General features: G+C 59.4%; 17 protein-coding genes and 2 pseudogenes. 9 read left to right on the top strand and 10 right to left on the bottom strand.

Translation table 11 applies throughout. The annotated features are described in order from the left end of the window. Positions 1 to 208 precede the first annotated feature (208 nt). The 7 genes and pseudogenes from GVK95_RS21440 to GVK95_RS25325 all read left to right on the top strand — a co-directional run. On the top strand, positions 209 to 1285 hold the full coding sequence (locus GVK95_RS21440) for a histidine kinase dimerization/phosphoacceptor domain -containing protein (protein ID WP_159952721.1): 1077 nt from the start codon (positions 209 to 211) through the stop codon (positions 1283 to 1285). 95 nt (positions 1286 to 1380) lie between these two features. Beyond that, the gene (gene mgtA, locus GVK95_RS21435) at positions 1381 to 3993 is read left to right on the top strand and encodes a magnesium-translocating P-type ATPase (protein ID WP_159952720.1); all 2613 of its coding nucleotides are present in this window, start codon (positions 1381 to 1383) and stop codon (positions 3991 to 3993) included. 229 nt (positions 3994 to 4222) lie between these two features. Continuing rightward, on the top strand, positions 4223 to 5689 hold the full coding sequence (gene arcD / locus GVK95_RS21430; protein ID WP_159952719.1) for an arginine-ornithine antiporter: 1467 nt from the start codon (positions 4223 to 4225) through the stop codon (positions 5687 to 5689). Positions 5690 to 5714: 25 nt separating this feature from the next. Then, complete coding sequence (locus GVK95_RS21425) at positions 5715 to 6947, top strand: arginine deiminase (RefSeq protein ID WP_159952718.1); 1233 nt, start codon at positions 5715 to 5717, stop codon at positions 6945 to 6947. Between the two features lie 18 nt (positions 6948 to 6965). Further along, positions 6966 to 7967, top strand: coding sequence for an ornithine carbamoyltransferase (gene argF / locus GVK95_RS21420; RefSeq protein ID WP_159952717.1), 1002 nt, complete (start codon positions 6966 to 6968; stop codon positions 7965 to 7967). 1 nt (position 7968) lies between these two features. Further along, complete coding sequence (gene arcC / locus GVK95_RS21415; protein ID WP_159952716.1) at positions 7969 to 9030, top strand: carbamate kinase; 1062 nt, start codon at positions 7969 to 7971, stop codon at positions 9028 to 9030. Then, positions 9008 to 9178 (top strand): annotated as a pseudogene (locus GVK95_RS25325) (oleate hydratase); the annotation flags it as partial. The gene arcC and the pseudogene GVK95_RS25325, both read left to right, overlap by 23 nt. A gap of 84 nt (positions 9179 to 9262) precedes the next feature. Here GVK95_RS25325 and GVK95_RS25320 read toward each other — a convergent pair. The 10 genes and pseudogenes from GVK95_RS25320 to ccoN form a co-directional block, all read right to left on the bottom strand. Further along, positions 9263 to 9485: pseudogene (locus tag GVK95_RS25320) on the bottom strand (helix-turn-helix domain-containing protein); the annotation flags it as partial. Between the two features lie 81 nt (positions 9486 to 9566). Next, positions 9567 to 9908: a hypothetical protein gene (locus tag GVK95_RS21405; protein WP_159952714.1), complete on the bottom strand. Its 342-nt coding sequence runs from the start codon at positions 9906 to 9908 to the stop codon at positions 9567 to 9569. 48 nt (positions 9909 to 9956) lie between these two features. Beyond that, a complete protein-coding gene (gene ccoS / locus GVK95_RS21400) occupies positions 9957 to 10109 on the bottom strand; it encodes a cbb3-type cytochrome oxidase assembly protein CcoS (RefSeq protein ID WP_159952713.1) in 153 nt (50 codons plus the stop codon). Further along, positions 10106 to 12340 (bottom strand): heavy metal translocating P-type ATPase, encoded by a 2235-nt coding sequence (locus GVK95_RS21395; RefSeq protein ID WP_244618852.1) that lies wholly within the window; start codon positions 12338 to 12340, stop codon positions 10106 to 10108. Before GVK95_RS21395 ends, ccoS begins: the two co-directional genes overlap by 4 nt. Positions 12341 to 12366: 26 nt before the next feature. Next, on the bottom strand, positions 12367 to 13173 hold the full coding sequence (locus GVK95_RS21390; protein ID WP_159952712.1) for a DUF2189 domain-containing protein: 807 nt from the start codon (positions 13171 to 13173) through the stop codon (positions 12367 to 12369). 13 nt (positions 13174 to 13186) lie between these two features. Beyond that, entirely contained in the window at positions 13187 to 13384 is a 198-nt protein-coding gene (locus GVK95_RS21385) for a hypothetical protein (protein WP_159952711.1), read from the bottom strand. Continuing rightward, positions 13384 to 14265, bottom strand: a complete 882-nt coding sequence (ccoP, locus tag GVK95_RS21380; protein ID WP_159952710.1) for a cytochrome-c oxidase, cbb3-type subunit III — start codon at positions 14263 to 14265, stop codon at positions 13384 to 13386. Before ccoP ends, GVK95_RS21385 begins: the two co-directional genes overlap by 1 nt. Beyond that, on the bottom strand, positions 14256 to 14426 hold the full coding sequence (locus GVK95_RS21375; protein WP_159952709.1) for a cbb3-type cytochrome c oxidase subunit 3: 171 nt from the start codon (positions 14424 to 14426) through the stop codon (positions 14256 to 14258). The genes ccoP and GVK95_RS21375 overlap by 10 nt, the downstream gene beginning before the upstream one ends. Positions 14427 to 14435: 9 nt before the next feature. Then, the gene (gene ccoO, locus GVK95_RS21370; protein WP_159952708.1) at positions 14436 to 15188 is read right to left on the bottom strand and encodes a cytochrome-c oxidase, cbb3-type subunit II; all 753 of its coding nucleotides are present in this window, start codon (positions 15186 to 15188) and stop codon (positions 14436 to 14438) included. A gap of 4 nt (positions 15189 to 15192) precedes the next feature. Then, entirely contained in the window at positions 15193 to 16851 is a 1659-nt protein-coding gene (gene ccoN / locus GVK95_RS21365) for a cytochrome-c oxidase, cbb3-type subunit I (protein WP_159952707.1), read from the bottom strand. 224 nt (positions 16852 to 17075) lie between these two features. Here ccoN and GVK95_RS21360 point away from each other — a divergent pair, with 224 nt between their 5' ends. After that, positions 17076 to 18668: an MBL fold metallo-hydrolase gene (locus GVK95_RS21360; RefSeq protein ID WP_159952706.1), complete on the top strand. Its 1593-nt coding sequence runs from the start codon at positions 17076 to 17078 to the stop codon at positions 18666 to 18668. 412 nt (positions 18669 to 19080) lie between these two features. Continuing rightward, positions 19081 to 23079, top strand: a complete 3999-nt coding sequence (locus GVK95_RS25445) for a PAS domain S-box protein (protein WP_348532457.1) — start codon at positions 19081 to 19083, stop codon at positions 23077 to 23079. Positions 23080 to 23142 lie beyond the last annotated feature (63 nt).

The following is a 23142-nucleotide window of genomic DNA, read 5'->3' as shown; positions in this document are numbered from 1 at the left end:
CCGATCAGGGTGGCATCAGCAAGAAGTTGGAAGGAGAGAGCTTGCCAGCTAGATATGCAGCGGCAGCCCGGGAATAAAAACCCGCACGGACACCTGTCCCTTGATGGTGCGAATGTGTTAGGGGTCATTCGAGGCAGGTCATAACATCGGAACAGTAATTCATGTGCAGGCCGCGGCTCGCGCCGACATCGTTGGGGGCATGGGCCCCATGAAACAGTTCGAACATCCAGAGGACGCCCAAACGCTCGCTTTGGCGATCGTCGAGACTATACCCGAACCATTCGTAGTTCTCGACGACAAGCTCGGTGTGATCGCGGCGAACGATGCGTTCTATCACACGTTTGATATTGATCCGACCCATTCGCACGGGATCACCCTTTATGATCTCGATGAGCGGCAGTGGGACATCCCGGTGCTACGCGATTTCCTGAAAACCGCTATTCCCGAGCACAAGCCGATCGCCGGTTTCGAGTTCGAGCGCGAGGTTCCCCGGCTCGGTCGACGTACCATGCTGTTGAGCGCTAGGACGGTGCGATATACGGGTTCCGGCCGGTCAATGACCTTGCTGGCGTTTCGGGACATCACCGAGGCGAGACAGGCAGAAGCGCAAAAACAGGCCCTGCTGGAGCGTACCAAGGAGCTGCTCGCGCAGCAGCGTGTCCTCTTCCAGGAGATGCAGCACCGCGTCGCCAACAGCCTTCAGATTATCGCCAGCATCCTGATGCTCAAGGCCCGGGCCGTGACGTCGCCAGAAACCCGCCATCATCTCGATGATGCCCATCAAAGGGTCATGTCCGTGGCTGCGGTCCAGAATTATCTGCACCTGACCGACGGGATCGACCAGATCGAGGTGGCCGCCTATCTCAAGAAGCTATGTTCGGGGCTGGCCGCGTCCATGGTGCCGGAGACCAACACGGTGACCATTGACGTCACCGCGGATAAAAGCTCAATACCTTCGGCGAATGCAGTCAGTCTCGGCCTGATCGTCACCGAGCTGGTGATCAACGCGATCAAATATGCCTTTCCCAAACCGAGGGCGGATGCGCGCATCCTCGTAAGCTACGAGGTTCAGGATCCGGACTGGAAACTTGTCGTCTCCGACAACGGTGTCGGAAGGGGTGAAGTCAACGCATCTCCCGAGCCCGGTTCCGGCCTCGGCGCCGTGATCATCGACGCACTCGCCAAGCAACTCGATGCGGTCGTCGCGATTTCATCGAGCGAGGCGGGCATGAAAGTGGCGGTCACCCGAGCAACTTTCACCTCCCGAATGCCCAACACGGCTTGAGGCATAACGCTGCTTGTGTCGCAAGCATAACCGTTTTGGGAAGAACATCCGCAGTGTCGCGCTACGGTCCTTGCAATCGCGACGAGGAAAAAGCGATGCAACCATCCGGACTTGTCACGTCATCGTCGCTTACAGACGATGCCGCCCCCTCTGCTGCTTATTGGTCACGGCCTGTCGCCGACCTGAATATCGAACTGCAGGCGACCACAGGAGGGCTCTCCTCCGACGAGGCGCGCGCCCGCCTGTCCCGGGACGGGAGAAACAGTCTGACCAGCGAGGGCGGCGCGACGCCGCTCCGGCTTTTTGCGAGGCAGTTCTACAGCCCGCTGGTTTTGATCCTGATCTTCGCGGCGATTGTCTCGGCCGTCGTCGGCGAAGGTGAGGAAGCGCTGATCATCGGTGTGATCGTGCTGGCCAGCTGTATGCTGAGCTTCACCCAGGAGTACAGCGCCTCGAAGGCGATGGACACACTGAAGAAGCGCATTTCAGCCAAGGCTACGATCCTGCGCGACGGTGCGGAAACCAACATCCCGACGGAAGAGATCGTCCCCGGCGACATCCTCAGACTATCGGCAGGAAGCCTGATCGCAGCCGATGGCGTCATTTTGGAGGCACGCGATTTCAACGTCAGCGAGGCCGTGCTGACGGGCGAAACCTTTCCGGTGGTGAAATCACCCGGCGAGACGGCTCTGGATGCAGGACTGTCACACCGCAGCAACGTCGTCTTCACCGGCACGTCTGTGCGCAGCGGCACGGCAAGCGTGCTCGTCGTCAAGACCGGCAACCGGACGGAATTCGCCGGCATAGCCGCCGCCATCCAGCGCAAGACGCCCGAGACCGAATTCGCGGCCGGCATCCGCCGCTTCGGCTATCTGATGACGCAGATCATGCTGGTGATCGTCGTCCTAGTCTTCGTCGCCAACCTGCTGCTGGAGCGGCCGCTGATCGATTCCCTGCTGTTCTCGCTGGCGCTCGCCGTGGGCCTGACGCCCGAACTCCTGCCGGCGATCATCAGCGTCACGCTAGCGCGGGGCGCCCGGACGCTGGCCGGCAACGGTGTCATCGTTCGGCGTCTGGAAGCGATCGAGAACCTCGGCAGCATGGATATCCTGTGCACCGACAAGACCGGGACGCTGACGGAAGGCGTCATCCATCTGGACGGTTACTTCGATACCGATGGCGCGGCATCGGCCGACGTGATGCTGTTGGCGCGGCTGAATGCCATGCTGCAAACCGGATTGAAGAACCCGCTCGACGAAGCCATCGCCGCCGCGTCCGCCGGGAGCGGCGATATCGCCGGATATGCCAAGGTCGATGAAATCCCCTATGATTTCGTGCGCAAATCGCTCTCGGTGGTGGTGTGCAAGGACGCCGAGCAGGATGACCTGATGATCTGCAAGGGCGCGGTCCAGAACGTCACCGCCGCCTGCACATCGGTCCTGACGAAAACCGGGACGGCCCCGCTCGATGACGAAAGACGCAATGCGCTGGAGGAGAGGTTCAAGGCGTGGAGCGCGGAGGGCTATCGGGTGCTGGCGCTGGCGATCCGCCATATTCCTCGAAAGCCGTCCTACGGCCGCTCGGACGAAGCCGATCTCTCCTTCGCGGGCTTCTTGCTCTTCCTAGACCCGCCCAAGCCGGGGGTTGCGGAGACGCTGAAGGCGATGGCCGCGCGCGGCATCGGCATCAAAGTCATCACCGGCGACAACCGCTACGTCGCCCAGCATCTGGCTGCGGCAGTCGGATTGAAGGCGCATGGCATGATCACGGGCGAAGAGCTTTCGCACATGACGAAGGAAGCGCTGTTCGGCCTTGCGCCGAAAACCGATCTCTTCGTCGAGATCGACCCGAACCAGAAAGAGCGCATCATCGCGGCGCTGCGTCAGCGCGGCCATACCGTCGGTTATCTCGGCGACGGCATCAATGACGCGCCTGCGCTCCACACGGCCGATATCGGCATCTCGGTGGAAAGCGCGGTCGATGTGGCGCGCGAAGCCGCCGACATGATCCTCCTGCAACGGGATCTAGGCGTGCTGCTGACCGGGATCGACGACAGCCGCAAGACCTTCGCCAACACCATGAAATACATCTCGATCACCACCAGCGCCAGCTTCGGCAACATGATCAGCATGGCCTTCGCCTCGCTGTTCCTGCCGTTCCTGCCGCTGCTCGCCAAGCAGATCCTATTGAACAACTTCCTGTCCGACCTTCCCTCGTTGGCGATCGCCTCCGACAATGTCGACATCGACCAGACCAAATCGCCACGGCATTGGGATATCGGCTATATCCGCCGCTTCATGCTGAGTTTCGGCCTCGTCAGCACCCTGTTCGATTTCATCACCTTCGGCTTCCTGCTTGGTGTCGTGCAGGCGAGCGCGGAGACGTTTCAGACGGCATGGTTCGTGGAGTCACTGATTACCGAGCTTGCCATCGTCTTCGTTATACGCACCCGCAAGGCGTTCTGGCTGAGCCGCCCCAGCAGCCTGCTCGCCTGGCTCAGCCTCGCCACCCTGCTTCTGGCCGTCGCCACACCCTATTTGCCTTTTGCCGGTTGGTTCGGCTTCGTACCGCTGCCGCCCTTCGTGATGGCCGGTATTCTCGTCATCACGCTGCTGTATCTGCTCGCATCGGAAGCGACCAAGCAATGGTTCTTTAAGCACGAAGGCCGGCGGCAAGTTAAGGGCATTCAGACTGTACAAGCCCGCTGAACGGCGCCGGCGAAAACCCGGGAGCAGAATGGGCGTTTGCGGGCCGATTTCTTTCGCATTTTGATATGCATCAAGCCGCTCAAGCGGCGCAGCCACTAACACTATCTCAAGCGAAGCGGGCAAACGTCTCGCGCCAAGCGTGCCCTCTGCCGCATCCTTCGGGATGCGTTGCGTAACCGGAAGGCTGACGAACGCCTTCGGAAAATTCCTCTACCGAAGGAGCACGAACATGACTGTCGCGGATATTGCTGTAACACCCAAATCTGGAAAGATATCCGACAAGCTAGGCCTGCTGCCGCTCGTGGCTCTCGTCGTCGGCTCGATGATCGGCGGAGGCGTCTTCAGCCTGCCGCAGAACATGGCCAAGGGGGCGTCTCCGGGCGCCGTCATCATCGGCTGGCTGATCACGGGCATCGGCATGCTTGCCCTGGCCTTCGTCTACCAGGGGCTGTCGACCCGCAAGCCGGCGCTCGATGCCGGTCCCTACGCCTATGCCCGCGCCGGTTTCGGCGACTTCGTCGGCTTCAACAGCGCCTGGGGATACTGGCTCAGCGCCTGGATCGGCAACGTGTCCTACGTGGTGCTGATCTTCGGGGCCTTAAGCTATTTCTATCCGGCTTTCGGGGCGGAAGGAAACACGACGCAGGCGATTGTCGGGGCGTCGATCGTGCTCTGGGCGACCCATGCGCTCGTCCTGATGGGCATCCGTCAGGCGGCGATCATCAATGTCGTGACGACGATCGCCAAGCTGGCCCCGATCGCGATCTTCATCGTCGTGGTCCTGCTCGCTTTCAATCTTCCCAAGTTCGATCTGGATCTGTGGGGCGTGGCAACGCCTGATCTCGGCAGTGTCATGGCCCAGGTCCAGAGCACGATGCTGGTGACCCTGTGGGTCTTCATCGGCATCGAGGGCGCCAGCGTCGTCTCCGGCCGTGCCGCAAAGCGCGCCGATATCGGCCGCGCGACGATCATCGGCTTTGTGATCGCGCTTGGCGTCTATCTCTGCGTCTCGCTTCTGTCGTTCGGCATCATGACCCAGCCGGAGCTTGCGGGGCTGCCGGCGGCCGCCTCCATGGCGAACGTCCTCGAGCAGGTCGTCGGGCCCTGGGGTTCCGTCTTGGTGAGGATCGGGCTCGTCGTCTCGGTCGCCGGCGCGTTCCTGAGCTGGACGCTGTTTGCGGCTGAAATCCCATACCGCGCGGCCCGCGAGGGCATTCTGCCGGACGTGTTCGCGATCGAAAACAAGAACGGTTCCCCGGCCGGGGCGTTGTGGATCACCAATATCCTGGTACAGATCTTCCTGATCGTCACCTTCTACGCCAACTCGACCTATCTCGCGCTGTTCTACATCGCCTCGGCGGCCATTCTGGTTCCTTACGTGCTGTCCGGCGCCTATGCGCTGAAACTCGCCGTCACTGGTGAAGGTTACGGGGCAGGCGAGGGACGGGGTCGCGACATGTTCACCGGGGCGCTCGCCACGTGCTATGGCGTCTGGCTGATCTATGCCGCCGGTCCCAATTACCTCTTCATGTGCGCGCTGCTTTATGCCGTAGGGGTTCCGGTCTACTGGTGGGCGCGGCATGCGCGCGGCGAGAAAGCCTTTTCCGGCATCGAAGCCCTCATCGGCCTCGGCATCGTGATCGCGGCGGCGATTGCCGGCTATTTGATGTGGACCGGCGCGATCAGCGCCCTGTAACCGTCTCGAACGTGGGAACATTGCGATGAACGCAACTTCACAATTCGGCGTGCATTCCGAAACCGGCAAGCTGCGGCAGGTGATCGTCTGCCGCCCCGGTCTCGCCCATCGACGCCTCACGCCCTCCAATTGCCAGGAACTACTGTTCGACGACGTGTTCTGGGTCAAGCAGGCCCAGAAGGACCACGACGTCTTTTCCGGCCTGATGCGCGACGACGGCGTCGAGGTGCTCGATGTCAACGTGCTCTTGGCCGAAACGCTGGATCTGAAAGACGGCCGGGCCTGGGTCCTTGACCAACGCGTCAACGCGGATCAGGTCGGCGTCGGCATGATGGAGGAACTGCGCGCCTGGATGGATGAACTGCCCGGCGCCAAACTGGCCGAATATCTGCTCGGCGGGCTGGCAGCGGATGATCTTCCGTTCAAGCCGACCGGCCTGTTCGGCAGCTATCTCGGCCATCACGGCCTGATCCTGCCGCCCTTGCCCAACGCGCTTTTTACCCGTGACAACTCTTGCTGGATCTACGGCGGCGTGACGGTCAATCCCATGTACTGGCCGGCCCGTCGGCCGGAAACGCTGCTCAACACGGCGATCTACAAGTTCCATCCGAAATTCGCCGGCAAGGTGGAGATCCATTGGGGCGACCCGACCAAGGAGCATGGGCTGGCGACGTTGGAAGGCGGCGACGTGATGCCGGTCGGCAACCGCACCGTGCTTGTGGGTATGGGAGAACGCTCCTCGCCGCAGGGGATCGGTCAGCTGGCGGAGGCGCTGTTTGCCAAGGGCGTGGTCGACCGGGTGCTGGCATTCCGCATTCCGAAGTCGCGGGCCGCCATGCATCTGGATACGGTCTTCACCCTGTGCGGCGGCGATGTGGTTACGACCTTCAAGGAGGTCGCGGACGAACTGATGTGCTATGATATCCGTCCGGGCGAAGGCGGGGCGCCGCTGTCGTTCCGCCACGACCCGCGCCCGATCTTCGACATCGTCGCAGAGGTGCTTGGCTACAGGAAACTGCAGATCGTGCCCACCGGCGGCTCCACCGACGAAGAGCGTGCCCGCGAGCAATGGAACGACGGCAACAATGTGCTGGCGCTGCGCCCCGGCGTGGTGATTGGATACGACCGCAACGACGACACCAACGCCGCGCTGAAGGCCGTGGGCATTGAGGTTCTGGCTGTTCCTGGCGCCGAGCTCGGCCGTGGCCGCGGCGGCGGTCATTGCATGAGCTGCCCGACTATTCGCGACGCGATCTGATCTCAAGGGGTAATTACCATGGCTTTCAATCTCAAGAACCGCAGCTTCCTCACGCTTCGCGACTACACGCCCCGCGAGATCGCCTTCCTGCTGAAGCTCGCCGCCGACCTCAAGACCGCCAAATACGCCGGAACCGAGGTTCCCAAGCTGCAGGGCAAGGATATTGCCCTGATCTTCGAAAAGGATTCGACCCGCACCCGCGTCGGCTTCGAGGTGGCGGCCTATGACCAGGGCGCACGCGTCACCTATCTGGGGCCAACCGGCAGCCATATCGGGCACAAGGAATCGGTCAAGGACACGGCACGGGTTCTCGGGCGCATCTACGATGCAATCGAATACCGCGGCTTCGGCCAGCAGATCGTCGAGGAGCTCGCCAAATATTCCGGTGTGCCGGTCTATAACGGCCTGACGAACGAATTTCACCCCACCCAGATCCTCGCCGACTTTCTGACTATGCAGGAAAACGTCGAAAAGCCGCTGCATCAGGTTTCCTATGTGTTCATCGGCGATGCGTCCAACAATATGGGCGACAGCCTGCTGATCGGCGGCGCCAAGATGGGCATGGATGTGCGGCTGTGCGCGCCGAAGGCCTGCTGGCCTGCCCAGGCGATCCAGGACGAGGCACAGGTGATCGCAGTCGAGACCGGCGCGCGGATCATGATCGCCGAGGATATCGATGCCGCGGTGAAGGGCGTCGATTTCGTCTATACCGATGTCTGGGTCTCGATGGGGGAGGCGAAGGAGAAATGGGCGGAGCGGATCACGCTTTTGACACCCTACCAGGTGAACGCCGCGCTGATGGCGAAGACGGGAAACCCGCGGGCGCAGTTCATGCACTGCCTGCCGGCCTTCCACAACACCGAGACGACCGTGGGCGCCGACATCAAGGCTGAGTTCGGTCTCGATGCGATGGAGGTGACCGAGGAGGTGTTCGAAAGCCCGGCCTCGATCGTTTTCGACCAGGCGGAGAACCGCCTGCACACGATCAAGGCGGTGCTCGTCGCCACGCTGGGAGCCTGAGATGCTGGTCGTTGCAGCCTTGGGCGGCAATGCCCTGTTGAAACGCGGCGAGCCGCTGACCGCCGAGGCGCAGCGGCAGAACGTTCAGGTGGCCGCCGCGGCGCTGGCCGCGATCGTGAAAGCGGGCCACCGTCTTGTGGTCACCCATGGCAACGGCCCGCAGGTCGGCCTTCTGGCGCTGCAGGGCGCAGCCTACAGGCCGAACGAGGCCTATCCGCTCGATGTGCTCGGTGCGGAAACCGAAGGCATGATCGGCTACATGATCGAGCAGGAACTTGAGAATGCCCTGGGGCACGACCGCCCCGTGGCAACGCTCCTGACACAGGTTGTGGTGGATAGCCGCGACCCGGCCTTTGCCAAGCCGACGAAGTTCGTAGGCCCCGTCTATGAGAAGGACGAGGCGGAAGCGCGGGCAACGGCCGCCGGCTGGACGATCGCCGCCGATGGCGACAAATGGCGGCGGGTCGTGCCGTCGCCGAAGCCCGTCGAGATTCCCGATCTTAAGGTCCTCCAGCTTTTGCTGGATCAGGGAGTCATCGTCATTTGCACCGGGGGCGGCGGCATCCCCGTCGTGCGGCGCGACGATGGCAGCCTGATCGGTGTCGAGGCGGTAATCGACAAGGACGCAGCGAGTGCCTTGCTTGCCCGTCAGCTCGGGGCTGATGCCTTATTGCTGCTGACCGATGTCGATGCAGTCTATCGCGATTTCGGCAGCGACAGCGCCGCGCCGATCCCGAAACTGACGACGGAAGAGGCCCGCGCGCTCGGTGTGCCCGCAGGGTCGATGGGGCCGAAGGTCGCCGCCGCGGGTAATTTTGCGGAGTGCGGCGGTTTTAGCGGGATCGGTCGGCTGGAAGACGCGGTCGCCATTCTGAACGGCCGCGCGGGCACACGCGTCGCAGAAGACTATCCGGGCACGCATTCCTCCCGGTCCCGAAACTCGTCCGCGATAGAGGCCGCCATGTCCGAAGACACGAGCAAACCGATCTATCCGCAGCCGGCCCGCGCCGTAAAACAGGGGCCGGATGCCCTCGCGGACCTGGTGGCACAACAGCCCGGATAACACCCTGCCGCCGCCCGACATGGCCGGCGTCTATCAGCGGTCCTGCCCGCTGCCGATCGTCGGCATCGAAAAGCGGAAGGCATGGATCGTAGGCGGTGGCATCGCGGGACTTGCGGCCGCCTTCTACCTGATCCGCGACGGGCACATGCCCGCTGCGAACCATAGCGCATCAAGTATTTGCCGGTCTTCAACACATCCGACCCAGCAGCAACTTGGGGCCAGGAGCCTTGCCATCGACCAGCCCGTCAGGGCCAGTCGCATAACCGCATGACCCAGTCCCGCACGATGTGACGCGTGACATTGCCTAGCCGCGCCGCATCCGAGCGCGAACCTCCGTCATAGATCAGGGCAAGCGCCAGCAGTCGGCGCGCCTGAGCTGCATGCTTGCTCCGACGAGCGAGACGCCGACGACCTTCCGCGTTGAAATCTGCCCGTAATGAAATCGCTGCTCCCATCGCAAACGTCCGGTTTGCGCCAGAGATTCAGATTCATCGCGGTTTGGGAAGCAAAAGAGTCAAAATCAGTGAGGAGCCGTATTATTGGGGATTATCAGGTATCGATCGATCTTGCAGGTCCACAGTGCGTCGCGCCATCGGGGACTGGGTGACACCCCGCAAAACCGCCATAGCCGCGCCGATCATCCCGCCAGTAACGACACCGGCAGAGCCTCCCGCCAGTGCTGCCAGCAAACAATAGCCTATCAGGCTCCAAGCAATGCTTGGGGACAGATAGATCGCGGCTCCGATGCCCATCACAGCCCCAACCAGTCCAAAAATGAAGCCCATGCCCGTGACGGCATCAGACGGGTCGACCACTCGCCTCAAAGCATCGTGACCGTTCCGGCTGCCAGTTTTTGGAACCTCCGTATCATTGACCACCGTATCATCCTCTCTTTACCGGTTTATTCGACACAACTAACCGATCACTCAGCCAGGCTCATCATTGTCATCGAGAAGTATCCTTTCAGCCGCGCCATCCAGGTCTTCATACTGCCTGTTGCGCATCGACCACAGGAATGCAGCCAGGCCGACAACACCCATTGCAACAGAAAGAGGAACAAGTACCTCCAACGCGGTCAACCTACAGCCTCCCTGGGTACCGGGGTCATTTGCCATTCGCCCAGAACTTTGGTTGGAACGGCACGCAAGCGAAGTGCGTTGGCTACGACTATAATGGATGATGTAGACATGGCGATGGCAGCCGCAAGCGGTGTCACGAGGCCCGAAAGGGCGAAAGGCAGACTAATAAGATTGTAGAGCGCAGCAAGGGCAAAATTCTGCCGGATAAGCGTATGCGCCCGACTCGCAGCGTCAATCGTATCGGTCACCGGCCACAAGCTGTCGGCCAAAAATATGAAATCAGCCGCACTGCGTCCGATGTCACTGGCTGTCGAGGGGGCCATGGACACATGGGCTGCCTTAAGTGCTGGCGCGTCATTGATGCCGTCTCCAATCATCAGGACCCTCCTGCCTTGAACCTGCAAGCGCTGAACGCCGGCAACTTTCTCACCCGGCAGGAGACCGGCAGTGTAATCGGTTATCCCGACCTGTTGCGAGATGGCTTTCACGGCGGATTGCGAGTCTCCGGAGAAAACCGCGACATTCTTTCCGTTTCTCTTCAGAAATTGCACAAGTTCCACAGCGCCGGGCCGGATGGTTTCTCCGAACTGGAAGGAGGCGATGGATTGCCCGTTTCTCGACAAGACCGTCGATGCCTTCGCCTCGCCATCGGCTACAGCCCAGTCGCAGCGGCCCAGACGATACGTATGACCATCATTTGAGCCTTCTATCCCGAGGCCGGGTTTTTCGACGACGTTCGTGAATGTGCCTGTCCTTAAACCCGTCTTTGCGAAAGCAGTTCGGATCGCCAGCGAAATTGGGTGGTCGGATACCTGCGCCAACGATCCCGCCAGAATGAGATGCTCGTCGGGAATGGCTTTTCCGTTCAGCAATGCCGGTTGACCGGTGGTCAGCGTGCCAGTTTTGTCGAATATCACGGTATCAATTTCATTCAGCCTCTCGTAAGCGGACCCATCTGTGGCCATGACGCCTCGTTCGAACAGACGACGAGCAAGGACGACCTGCACCATGGGAACGGCGAGACCGAGTGCACAAGGACAGGTGATGATTAGGACTGCGATGGCGATCGTGAGAGCCTTGTGCAGGTCTCCCGTGGCGATCAGCCAACCGACAAGGGCCAAGGCAGATACCGAATGCACGACCGGCGCATAAAGCCCGGCCGCCCGGTCTGCAAGGCGGCGATAACGCGAGCGACCGTCCTCAGCCTCCTGCAGCATGCGGCTCATTTCGAAAATCAGGGACTGCGAGGCATCGACGGAGGCCCGGACAATGAAGGCGGTCGTTATGTTCAACTCGCCGGCGCGCACGTCGCTACCGGGACGGACGCTTTTCCAGCGGCTTTCGCCCGTGACGAGGGAAGCATCCGTCTCCGATTCTCCCTCTGCGACCGTCCCGTCGACCGGGCATCGCCCGCCGACAGGGACAAGCAGCCGCATTCCAGCTTTGATATCCGAGAGTGCGACATAGCCAATCGTCCCGGCTTCGGTCACCAGGTTCGCGCCGCGCGGAGAGAGACGAGCCAAGGCTGCGACGGCAGATTTTGCCTTCCGTCTCATCGTATTGTCCAGCACGCGACCGATCAGCAGCACAAAAACCAGCGATGTGCTCGCCTCGAAATACGCATGAGGGGCATCGGTCAGCGCATCGTAGAGACTGAGCATGAATGACAAAATGATGCCCAGGCTTATGGGCACGTCCATGTTGACCCGACCATGCGCCAGCGCTTGCGCAGCGGACATGTAGAAGACGCTGCCGGAATAAAGCACCGCGGGACAAGCCAGTATCGCAGATATCAAATGGAAAGCCTGTCGCGTGGCAGGATCCGCACCTGCCCATACTGATACGGATAAAAGCATAATGTTCATCGAGCAGAATCCGGCGACGGCCAGACGGCTGACGAGCCCGGTGTGCACTCCTTCATCCGTTTCAATTTCACTCGCTGGCGGGTGTGAGGCGAAGCCTATTGCTGCGAGAGCTTCCACCATGGCTGGCGGCTGACCCTCGACCATGGTCCAGTTCACAGTCACCGTGCGCGTCGAAAGGTTCGCCCGCGCAAGGCTGACCCCCTCGAGTTTCGATAGAGTTTTCTCGATCGCTCCTATGCATGCGGCACAATGCATCGCAGGAACGGACAACACGGATTGCTGCAGCCCGTTCGCGAGCGATTTGCTTGCAATCGCCATTTCATCGGCGCTGCAGGCTTGCGCCGTTACCGCATCCGTCGGTCCCATGGGCGAGCCGCAACAAGCCATGATATCTACCGCATCTCTCGATAAGCATGCCATGTCGCATGACCCAGCCACGGAAAAATAACAATCAATCCGATCAAACCCGTTGCGATGCTGACGAGGAAGAGCGCCAGCACGATGGCACCCCACATCAAGGATGGCCGCAGATTATTCCAGACCATTGCGGTACTGATCGCCATGGCAGTGATCGTATCGATCCGACGATCGAGCAACATCGGGATGGAAAAGACGCTTATCGCGAACGCGAAACCGGCGAACAGCGATCCAATGAGACTCCCTACGACGAGCATGGCCCAGCCGGTCGAAGTCGTGATGAGTATGTGAAGGACCTGTGGCAGGCCTGGAAAGGGCTGTATCCCGAAGAAAAGGGCATACACCAGAACCGCGGCCCTCATCCAAAGCATCATCAGCATCACCAGAATCATTCCGGTAAAAAAGACCTGTGCACCGGCGAGCGGCTGAACAGCCAGCATGGTTCGAAGGGTTACCTGCGTCCCGCTTTCGATGTTGCGGCTTTTGAGATAAAGGCCCGCTGCCACCAGCGGTCCGACGATGAGAAACCCCGCCAGTGCAGGAAACAGGAAATAATCCCTGCCGGTATCGAACATATAGACAATGAAAACGATGGAGGCGGCGCACACAGCCACCCCATACAGGAGACTTGGAACAGGTCGCGTCCAGAGATCTTTCCAGCCCAACGAAAGCCATCGCAAGGGTGCCGCCCAGGAGAGATCTCGTTTCCACCTGATATTACGCGTCTCCTCGATATCCGAGACCTCGGAAATCAATACGGGGGAATGTTCTCTGCCGGCCATCGTCGTCTCCTGCTCAACATGCCGATTTGGCAGCGCGAAATTTTCCGGGCGCCTCGCCCTTGTCCTTTAGATGCACCACGCAGTCCGGTTGACTGGAAAAGGCGACATACGCCAAGTGAGCATTGGCGCCGATCAGGACCAAGCCGACGACAGCCACTACGACCCACACCGATACCGATCGTTTGACGGGTTCAGGTAAAATGCTTGCCATCACGGTTCCTTCTGGCCCAGGGCGTTCACGTAGAGCGCGAGAACCTTGATTTCCACGGGGGTGAGCCGCTCGTCCCATGTCGGCATGTGCCCCTGGCGCCCGCCGTGAATCGTATCGATGATCGTCTGGAGGCTGCCGCCATAAATCCAGTGCTGATCGGTCAGATTTGGTGCTCCGAGTTCCGGATTTCCTTTGGCATTCTCGCCATGACAGGCGACGCATGTCGTAACGAAAACTTCCCGACCCTTGTCCAGCTGAGCGATATTGGCCGCTGTGGATGTCGAAGGATCGCTCAAGGCTCGAACATAGGCGGCCACGTCCGACACCTGTTGACGGTCCAGCATCTCGTCTCGGCCGAAAGCCGGCATCTGTCCGACCCGGCTGTCAGGATGCCGGGAATTGACGCCCACCGTCAATGTCTGGGCAATTCGTTCAGGACCGCCGCCCCAAATCCAATCGTCATCGGTGAGGTCAGGATAATTTCGCCCGCCTTTGCCATCCCTGCCGTGACAGGCTGCGCAGTTGTCACCGAAAAGCTGATGCCCGTTCGAGCGGACCTTCACCATCAGCTGCTCATCGGCGCGGACTTCGTCGTAGGACATCGTTTCGATCTGCTTGCTCCAGGGTACGCGCGCGGCGTTGGCGTCACGCAAGGTTTCCTCGACGGTGCTTTTCTGGTCGGAGCCGAGCAAGCCTTTCGTGTAGGTTGCTCCCAAGGGCCAGGTGGGCATCAAGAACCACCACAGCACGGCAAAAACGTGCGTCACAATGAGGAACAGCAAAACGCCCCTGGGGATCGGGGTATCGAGCTCCTTGATTCCATTCCAAACGTGTCCGGTCGTTTTTCGACCGCTGACCGGATCGACCTCTTCTACATCCACGGGCGATCCTCCTTGTCAAAGACATGCTCTTCGGCGCGCTCGAAACGCGACCTGTTGGAAGGAAGGAAGGTATAAATGACGACACAAATCGAGAAGCCGATCAGATAGAACAGGCCCCATGTCTTGGCCGCTTCGACCAGCGTGTCATGACTGACGTCCATCTCGTCCTCTCAATCGTTCGGGTTGGGCATCTGTTCGGGCGCGGCGGTGTTTTCGTATGCGGCTTTCGTCAGCTGTCCAAGAACCTGCAAGTACGCGACCAAGGCATCCATCTCGGTAACATTGGTGGTCACTCCATCGAACGCCGAAATCTGTGTCGCCTCGCCGTATCTTTCGCTGACGCCCGACGCCTGTTCGCTATCCGGCAATGCCTGTCCATACGCATCTCGCGACGCATTCGAAATCATCTCGTCGGTGTAAGGCACCCCGACTGCCTTTTGTGCTCGCAGTTTAAGAGGCAGGTCCGTGAGGTCGAGGGGCGTCGTCGCAAGCCATCGATAGGACGGCATGTTCGATTCCGGTACGACGTCTCGAGGGTTGGTGAGATGCGCCACGTGCCAGAAGTCGGAGTATTTACCTCCGATACGGGCGAGATCCGGACCGGTCCTTTTTGATCCCCACAGCATCGGGTGATCATACTGGGATTCCACGGCGAGCGAATAAGGTCCGTAGCGCTCGACTTCATCTCGCAACGTGCGGATCATCTGACTATGACAGGCATAACAGCCTTCGCGCACATAAATATCACGTCCGGCCAATTCCAAAGGGGTGTAAAGGCGCATGTCTGTTACGGTTTCGACGGTATCGTCGATCGTGAACAACGGGGCGATTTCCACGATCCCGCCGACACTTGCAGCGGCAATGATTGCCAGCATGAAACCCGTCGCAGATCGTTCAAGCTTTCTGTGCATCAGTTCCGGCATAGGTCTACTCCGCAGGCGAGGTGGTGGCACCGTTCAAAGTGCCTGCTCCGATCGGCAGATCATCGCTCGCCTCTTTGAGGACGGTCTCCGGTGTTCGGATCGTCATCCAGACGTTGTATGCCGCGACGATTGCGCCGAGGAGGAACAGCAACCCACCAAAAGCACGCGCGATATAATAGGGGTACATCGCGACCAGCGTATCGACGAACGAATAGACCAGTGTGTTGTCGGGAGAGTAGGTCCGCCACATCAGCCCTTGGATGATGCCGGAATTCCACATGGCAAAGACGTAGATGAGGGTTCCGATGAGTGCGAGCCAGAAATGCACTTCGACGAGCGCGGCCGAATACATCCTTTCGCGCTTCCAGATCGACGGGACCAGCGTGTAGAGCGCGCCGAAGGTGATCATCGCGACCCACCCAAGAGCGCCGGCATGGACATGGCCGACGGTCCAGTCGGTATAGTGCGACAGCGAGTTTACAGGGCGAATGGCCAGGAACGACCCTTCGAATGTGGAAAGGCCGTAGAAAAACGCGGCCATCATCATGAATCGAAGCGTGGCGTCGTCCCGCACCTTATGCCAGGCGCCGTTGAGGGTCAGAAGAGCGTTTCCGGCAGATGCCCAGGACGGAACCAGGAGCATGACCGAAAACGTCATGCCGAGGTTTTGTACCCAATGGGGAAGCGCCGTGTAATGCAGGTGATGCGAGCCAGCCCACATGTAGAAGAATGTAATGCCCCAGAAGCTCAGGATTGACAGACGATAGGAGAAAATCGGCCTCTCGGCGCGCTTGGGAAGATAGTAATAAAGCATCGCCAAAAAGCCTGCGGTCAGGAAGAATGCGACGGCATTGTGCCCATACCACCACTGTACCATCGAGTCCTGGACTCCAGCCCAGATTGTGTAGCTCTTCGCATGGCCAAGCGAAATCGGGACTGCGAGGTTGTTGACGATATGCAGGATGGCGACCACGATTATGAATGCCAGATAATACCAGTTGGCGACATAGATGTGGGGCTCTTTGCGTCGTGCCAAGGTCCGAACATACAGGAAGAAATATGTTACCCAGACGATCACGAGCCAGATGTCGGCGTACCATTCGGCTTCGGCGTACTCCTTGGACTGGGTCACACCAAGGAAATAGCCGGAAACGGCGATAAGACAGAAGAGATTGAACCCAAGAAGGACAAACCACGGGGAGAACTGGTCGGCAAGTCGAGCCCGTGACGTTCGCTGGACCACGTGGAAGGACGTTGTCAGCAAGGCGTTCCCGCCGAAACCGAAAATAACGCCGGTGGTGTGAGCCGGGCGGATGCGACCGAAACTCGCCCAAGACGTGTCGAAATTCAGAGACGGCCAGGCGAGTTGCGCGGCAGCCCATACCCCGACGAACATGCCGAAAATTGCCCAAAGCAGGGTGAGACAGACGCCCACTTTGATCGGATCGTCGTAGTACCTGCTAAACCTCTCCGGATCGGGAGGAGAAGCGAATGATCCGGAAAACAACAGAAACAGCAGTCCAACGCTGTAAAACAGTACGATAGCTCCGTGAATGCCGAGCGGATCGTATCGTCCCACGGCGGCCATCGCGACGCCGATAATGGCGAGAAGAATGAGGACGGCCGCGCCCAATTCGCGCTCACCAGTGGTAAATTGACCCATAGTTCCTCCCCCGCCTGTTTGGCGTTGTAAACGCCCATCATTCTATAAAAGTTCCATCACGAACACATGACCTCAGCTCAAGCTATAGCTTGGCAGACAAGTATCAAGTGCAGAAATGTGCGATGGATATCGCAAGGCGCTGACATCGCACCTCGCGGGTAATGATCAGGATCAATACGCAACAGGTTTAAAAGAATGTATTCTAACAGCGGGAGGGCACAAGCATGCAAAATCGACCCATAATCAGGTTCCACGGGGCGGCCGGCACGGTGACCGGCTCTTGCTTCGCAATCGAAACCGCCAGCGGGAAAATCCTTATCGACTGCGGTATGTTCCAAGGTTCCAAAACGGAAAAAGAACTGAATTACCGCCCTTTTCCGTTCGATCCTGAAAGTATCCTGGCGGTTGTGCTCACCCACGCGCATATCGATCATGCCGGACTTTTGCCGAAGCTGGCACGTTTCGGCTACAGAGGACCAATCTATGCGACCGGTGGCACGATGGACCTCTGCAGCGTGATGCTGCCGGATTCCGCCCATATCCAGCAGTTCGAAGTCGAGCAGCTTAACCGGCGCAATCGCCGACGATCGCGAGGACAGGTCGAGCCAATCTATGATGCGGCGGACGCGGCAATCGTGTTAACCCAGTTTCGACCGGTACCACTGCGCCAGTGGCAGGAGATTGCGGAAGATATTCATGTGCGTTTCTGGAACGCCGGCCATCTTCTCGGTTCGGCTTCCATAGAAATGGAAATCGGGCAAGCGGATGATCGGCTCCGGTTGTTGTTTTCCGGAGACATCGGTTCTGGTTTCAAGCTGCTTCAGCATGACCCGGAGGCACCAGCGGGTTTCGACTACGTCGTTTGTGAAAGCACCTACGGCGGTACAGACCGCTTCGACACGACCGATGAAGGTCGGCGCCGGATTCTCGCCCTTGAGGTTTCAGCCGCCAGCCAACATCGCGAGGGTGCCCTGATCATTCCGTCCTTTGCGGTGGAGCGGACACAGGAACTGCTCGCCGACCTGGTATATTTGATGGAAAAGGGCGAAATTCCATCCTGCCCGATTATCATCGATTCACCGTTGGCGATCCGAGCGACTGAAATCTTCGAAAAGCACCGTCATGATCTTGAAAATGGTGACCTGCTGGTCAGGGCGATCCGTTCAAAGAACGTGCGGTTTACCCAAACCGTCGAACAATCGAAGGCGGTCGACTTCATCCACGGGTTCCATATTGTCATCGCGGCAAGCGGAATGTGCGAAGCGGGGCGAATACGCCACCGCCTCAAGAATTGGTTGTGGCGCGAAGAAGGAACTGTGTTGCTCGTCGGTTTTCAGGCTGCCGGTACCCTCGGACGAATACTTCAGGACGGCGCAGCCACCGTCCGGATCCAAGGGGACGAGATCAGCGTTCGAGCCCGGATTCGTTCCATCGATGTTTATAGCGGCCACGCCGATGGCGCCGAACTGTCCGCGTGGTTGGCAGAACGGCTGCCGGTTCGACAGGCGGTCTTTCTTGTCCACGGCGAGCAAGACGCGTTGGAAGCAATGGCGCACAGAGCCGCTGCCCTTGTCGGCGAGGATCGCGTCTATCGTCCCCGGCTCGATTCTGCTTTTCGTTTGGAACTCAGCGGACCGATCGATATCTCGCCTGATGCGCCGCCGCCCCGCATCGATCCCCAGCAAGCCGGACATCGCGATTGGAACAACGATTATCAGAAGCTGCTGCTCGATCTTCAGTCCGAACTTCGAAACGCCGCAGACGATAAGGCGCGAGGGGTGGTGATCCGTAAGATAAGACGAGCACTCCAGGCGTGATAGGCTCTCCTTGAGAGCGTAGTTGGGCGATCGACTATTGGAGTCGAGACCGGTGATGACCAGTGGTTCCTTCCGGATGGGGTTTGGTCGGCAGATAGCGCCCGTTCCCTTCGCCGCCCTGCTGCCGCATCCTGGGCTTTGATTTGGTGGTGGGGGTAGCGTGTTTCCTCTCCCCTAGAGGGCAGAGCGATGAGGAGCGTTGGGTCTTGCCTGCCGGTTGGTTCGATCTTGGTGGAATGGGTTCGAAGGTGTCGCTTATATAATCCCCCGCAGTTATGACTTTGTCCGGACTCTTGCAATGCGTTTCGATCCAGGGCCTCGCTCGCTCGCTTAAGTGTTGCCGTATCGGGTTCCCATCGTGCATAGCTTATACTGTCGCAACTTGCTTCGAGATCATGCTGGGGCCTGTGAATTGAATACAAGTTTTCTTCCATTGCTCAAGGAAAGCGGCCCAACCGGCCAGCTGGTAGCCGCATTCGACTGGTCGCAGACCGCAGTGGGAGCCATCGAAACATGGCCAGCTGCCATGCGCTCGACTGTCCTGCTGATCATGCGGTCGCCTTTGGCGATTGCAACGCTCTGGGGTCCGGACGGCATTATGATCTACAATGACGGCTACGCGGCTTTCGCAGGCAGCCGCCACCCGGCCCTGCTTGGCATGAAGGTCCTCGACGGATGGCCGGAAGCCTCCGATCTCAATGCCCGGGTCCTCACAGTTTGTCTTTCGGGAGACACCCTTTCATTCAGTGACCAAGCTCTCACCCTCTACCGGGAAGGAGAGCCCGATCAAGCCTGGGCCGACCTTGACTATTCGCCGGTCATGGATGAGGCGGGCTCGATCGTCGGCGTCATGGCCGTCGTCGTCGAAACCACCGAAACCGTGCTAACAGAGCAGTGGCTCAACGGCGAGCGTAACCGCTTGCGGGATCTTTTTACGCAAGCGCCGGGGTTCATGGCAACGGTTTACGGTCCCAACCACGTCTTCGACGTTGCGAACGACGCATTTTTCCAACTCGTCGATCGTCGTGATCTGGTGGGAGTGCCGCTTGCACAGGCCCTCCCGGAACTGGCAGGTCAAGGTTACAGCAGGATCCTCGACCGCGTCTTTGAAACCGGGAAGACATTTACCGGTAGAGCCTTGAAGGTGGACTTGCAAGGAACAGACGAAGATCGCATTGGGACACGTCACGTCGATATCGTTTGTCAGGCTATCCTTGATCGCAAGGGTAAAATCACCGGTGTGTTCGTTCAGGGAACCGATATCACAGGCAAGGTGGAGGCGGAAACCACCTTGCGCGCCGGTGAAGCCCGCAACCGGCAAATTCTCGACAGCGCGACCGACTACGCGATTATCGCATTCGATATCGATGGAAAGGTGGCACGCTGGAACCGCGGAGCGGAGCGTATCTTCGGCTGGTCCGAACATGAAATGCTGGGTCGGGATGCCGATCGGATCTTCACCAGGTCGGATCAATCCATCCACCGTATCGAGACCGAAATGGGCCTGGCGCTGAAGCACGGCGCCGCCAACGACGAACGCTGGCATATCCGTAAAAATGGCGAGGAGTTCTGGGCAAGCGGCGAGATGTCGCCGCTCCAGGATGATAGCGGCTCTCTGATCGGTTTTGTTAAGGTCTTGCGCGACAGGACCTCAGAGCACCAGGCAAACAAGAAGCTCAAGGAATCGGAAGCGCTCCTGCATCGAGCGCAAGAGGTCGGTGGCGTCGGCGTATTCAGCATCGACCTGAAAAGCGATGTCGTGCATGTCAGCCCGGAATTTTGCCGGATATTCGGCGTGCCAGAAGCCGAGCGCCTGCCGGTTGCGCTGATAGAGACCTGCGTCCTTCCCGAAGATCGGCACATCAGGTCATCGGCGCAAACCCGATCCACCGAAGAAGCGCAGCTCGATGTCCAGTACCGCATCCATCGCGCTGGTGACGGCGCCCTTCGTTACATCGCCCGGAAGGCGGAATTCGAAGGAGGTACGACGGAAAAACCCGCGCGGCTGGTCGGCGTCGTTCAGGACGTCACAGACCGTGTCAACAATGAGCGTGCCTTGCGCGAAAGCGAAGAGCGGTTCAAGGGCCTGGCGCAGGCACTGCCGAACCATGTCTGGACAGCTGCTGCCGATGGCCAGCTCGATTGGTTCAACGAGCGGATCTATGCCTATAGCGGCTTGGTGGAAGGGGAGCTTGTTGGCAATGGCTGGACAGCGATGGTCCACCCCGACGACCTCGGATCGGTCACCTCCCACTGGCTCGAGGCCCTGCAAAGTGGAGCGGTCTACGAGACCGAATTTCGCCTACGCCGACATGACGGTGTCTTTCGATGGCACCTTGTCCGCGCAGTTCCGATCCGCGACGGCGAGGGACGGATTTTCCGCTGGATCGGTACAAATACCGATGTCGATGAATTGCGGGCGACCCGTGAAGCGCTTGCCGACCTGACGAACGATCTTGCCAGCCAAGTGGAAGACCGAACGGCAGACCGTGACCGCATGTGGCGCCTATCGACGGAGATCATGCTGGTCGCTGATGTCAACGGCGTCGTCACAGCTGCCAACCCTGCATTCCTATTGCTTCTCGGCCAAACGGAACGATGGCTGCTCGGCAAATCATTCATGGACTTCGTGCACCCAGACGATAGGCGGGCCACGCTGGACGAACTCGAAAAACTTGCGCAGGGCGCTCGGACACTGAATTTTGTCAACCGGTACCGAGCGGAAGACGGTTTCTACAGGGACATCTCGTGGACTGCAGTACCGGACGGTCGGCTGATCCATGCTGTCGGTCGCGATATCACAGCGGAAAAGGAAGCGGCTGAAGCACTTCGGACCACTGAACTTGCATTGCAACAGGCACAAAAAATGGAATCTATCGGCAATCTGACCGGCGGCGTTGCTCACGACTTCAACAACCTGATGCAGGTCGTTTCGGGGAATCTCCAGCTTCTGAAAAAAGATCTCGTCGGTGACCTCAAGGCAGAGCGTCGAATTGCAAACGCGCTCCAAGGTATCGACCGCGGAGCCAAGCTCGCCAGCCAGCTGCTCTCATTTGGTCGCCGCCAGCCACTGGAGCCGAAAGTCATCAATTTCGGCAGGCAGGTTTCTGCCATGGACGACATGCTCAAGCGGACTCTGGGTGAGGCCGTGGAAATCGAAACCATGGTCTACCCGGATCTCTGGAACGTCCAGGTCGATCCCACGCAAATCGAAAACGCGTTGCTCAACCTCTCCATTAACGCACGCGATGCCATGGACGGAGCGGGAAAACTCACGATCGAGGTTCGTAATGCAGTGCTCGATCGCGAATACGTGAAGGGCAATCCCGAGGTTGCGCCGGGCCAATATGTCATGCTGGCGGTATCGGATACCGGAACAGGCATGACGCCGGATGTCATGGAAAAGGTCTTCGAGCCGTTCTTCTCCACCAAACCTGAAGGGAAGGGGACCGGTTTGGGTCTCTCGATGGTCTACGGTTTCGTCAAGCAGTCCGGCGGTCATATCAAGATCTACAGCGAAGCTGGTCAGGGAACGAGCATCAAGCTCTATTTCCCGCGCGTGGACCGCGAAGAGGACGTCTTCACGGTTCTGGTTCCCGCTGACATTGTCGGCGGATCGGAAACGATCCTGATTGCCGAAGACGATGAGGCGGTGCGCGCCACAGCCGTCGAGCTCCTGACGGACCTCGGATACAAGATATTAAGTGCAAAAGACGCTTCCGCAGCCTTGAGCATACTTGAGAGCGGTGCTCATGTGGATCTGCTGTTTACTGATGTCGTGATGCCTGGACCGCTGAAAAGCCCGGAGCTCGCCAGCATCGCTCGCGAGCGTGATCCGGCTCTTGCCGTCCTCTTCACGTCGGGCTACACCGAAAATTCGATCGTCCATGGCGGTCGCCTGGATCCTGGGGTGGAGCTCTTGTCAAAGCCATATACGAGAGAAGCGATGGCTCGTAAAATCCGGCACGTCCTTGCCAATCAACAGCAGAGAACACAAGCCACGCAAGGCTCAGCGCCATCGACTCGCCCGACCCAGACCCCAGCGATTGCCGTCCCCCTCGATATTCTGCTAGTGGAAGATGATGTCCTCATCCGCATGAACACGGTCGATATGCTAGATGAACTCGGACATACCGTCACCGAAGCCGGCGACGCGAAAACGGCGCTCGATCTCTTCAGTGCCGATCGTTTTGATCTCCTGTTGACCGATGTCGGACTGCCGGGCATGTCCGGAATCGAACTCGCAAGGATCCTTCGTGGCATCAAGTCCGATATCGCGGTCATCTTCGCGACGGGTGATCCAAACGTGCCGACTCTCCCGGGGAACGGAATGACCGAGATCCTCGTGAAACCATATAGTGTCGAGGCCATGACAAAAGTCCTGCACGCCGTATCGCCGGTCACGCGCTGACGCGGCCGTCTAAAAAAGGGAAAGATGGACCCTCCACGATTGCGCCGGATCAAAGTCGCTTCG

The sequence above is a fragment of the Rhizobium sp. 18065 genome (assembly GCF_902706095.1).
Classification (GTDB): Bacteria; Pseudomonadota; Alphaproteobacteria; order Rhizobiales; family Rhizobiaceae; genus Allorhizobium.
Note: the sequence above shows the minus strand (reverse complement) of the source record. Positions and strands in the feature narration are given on the sequence as shown.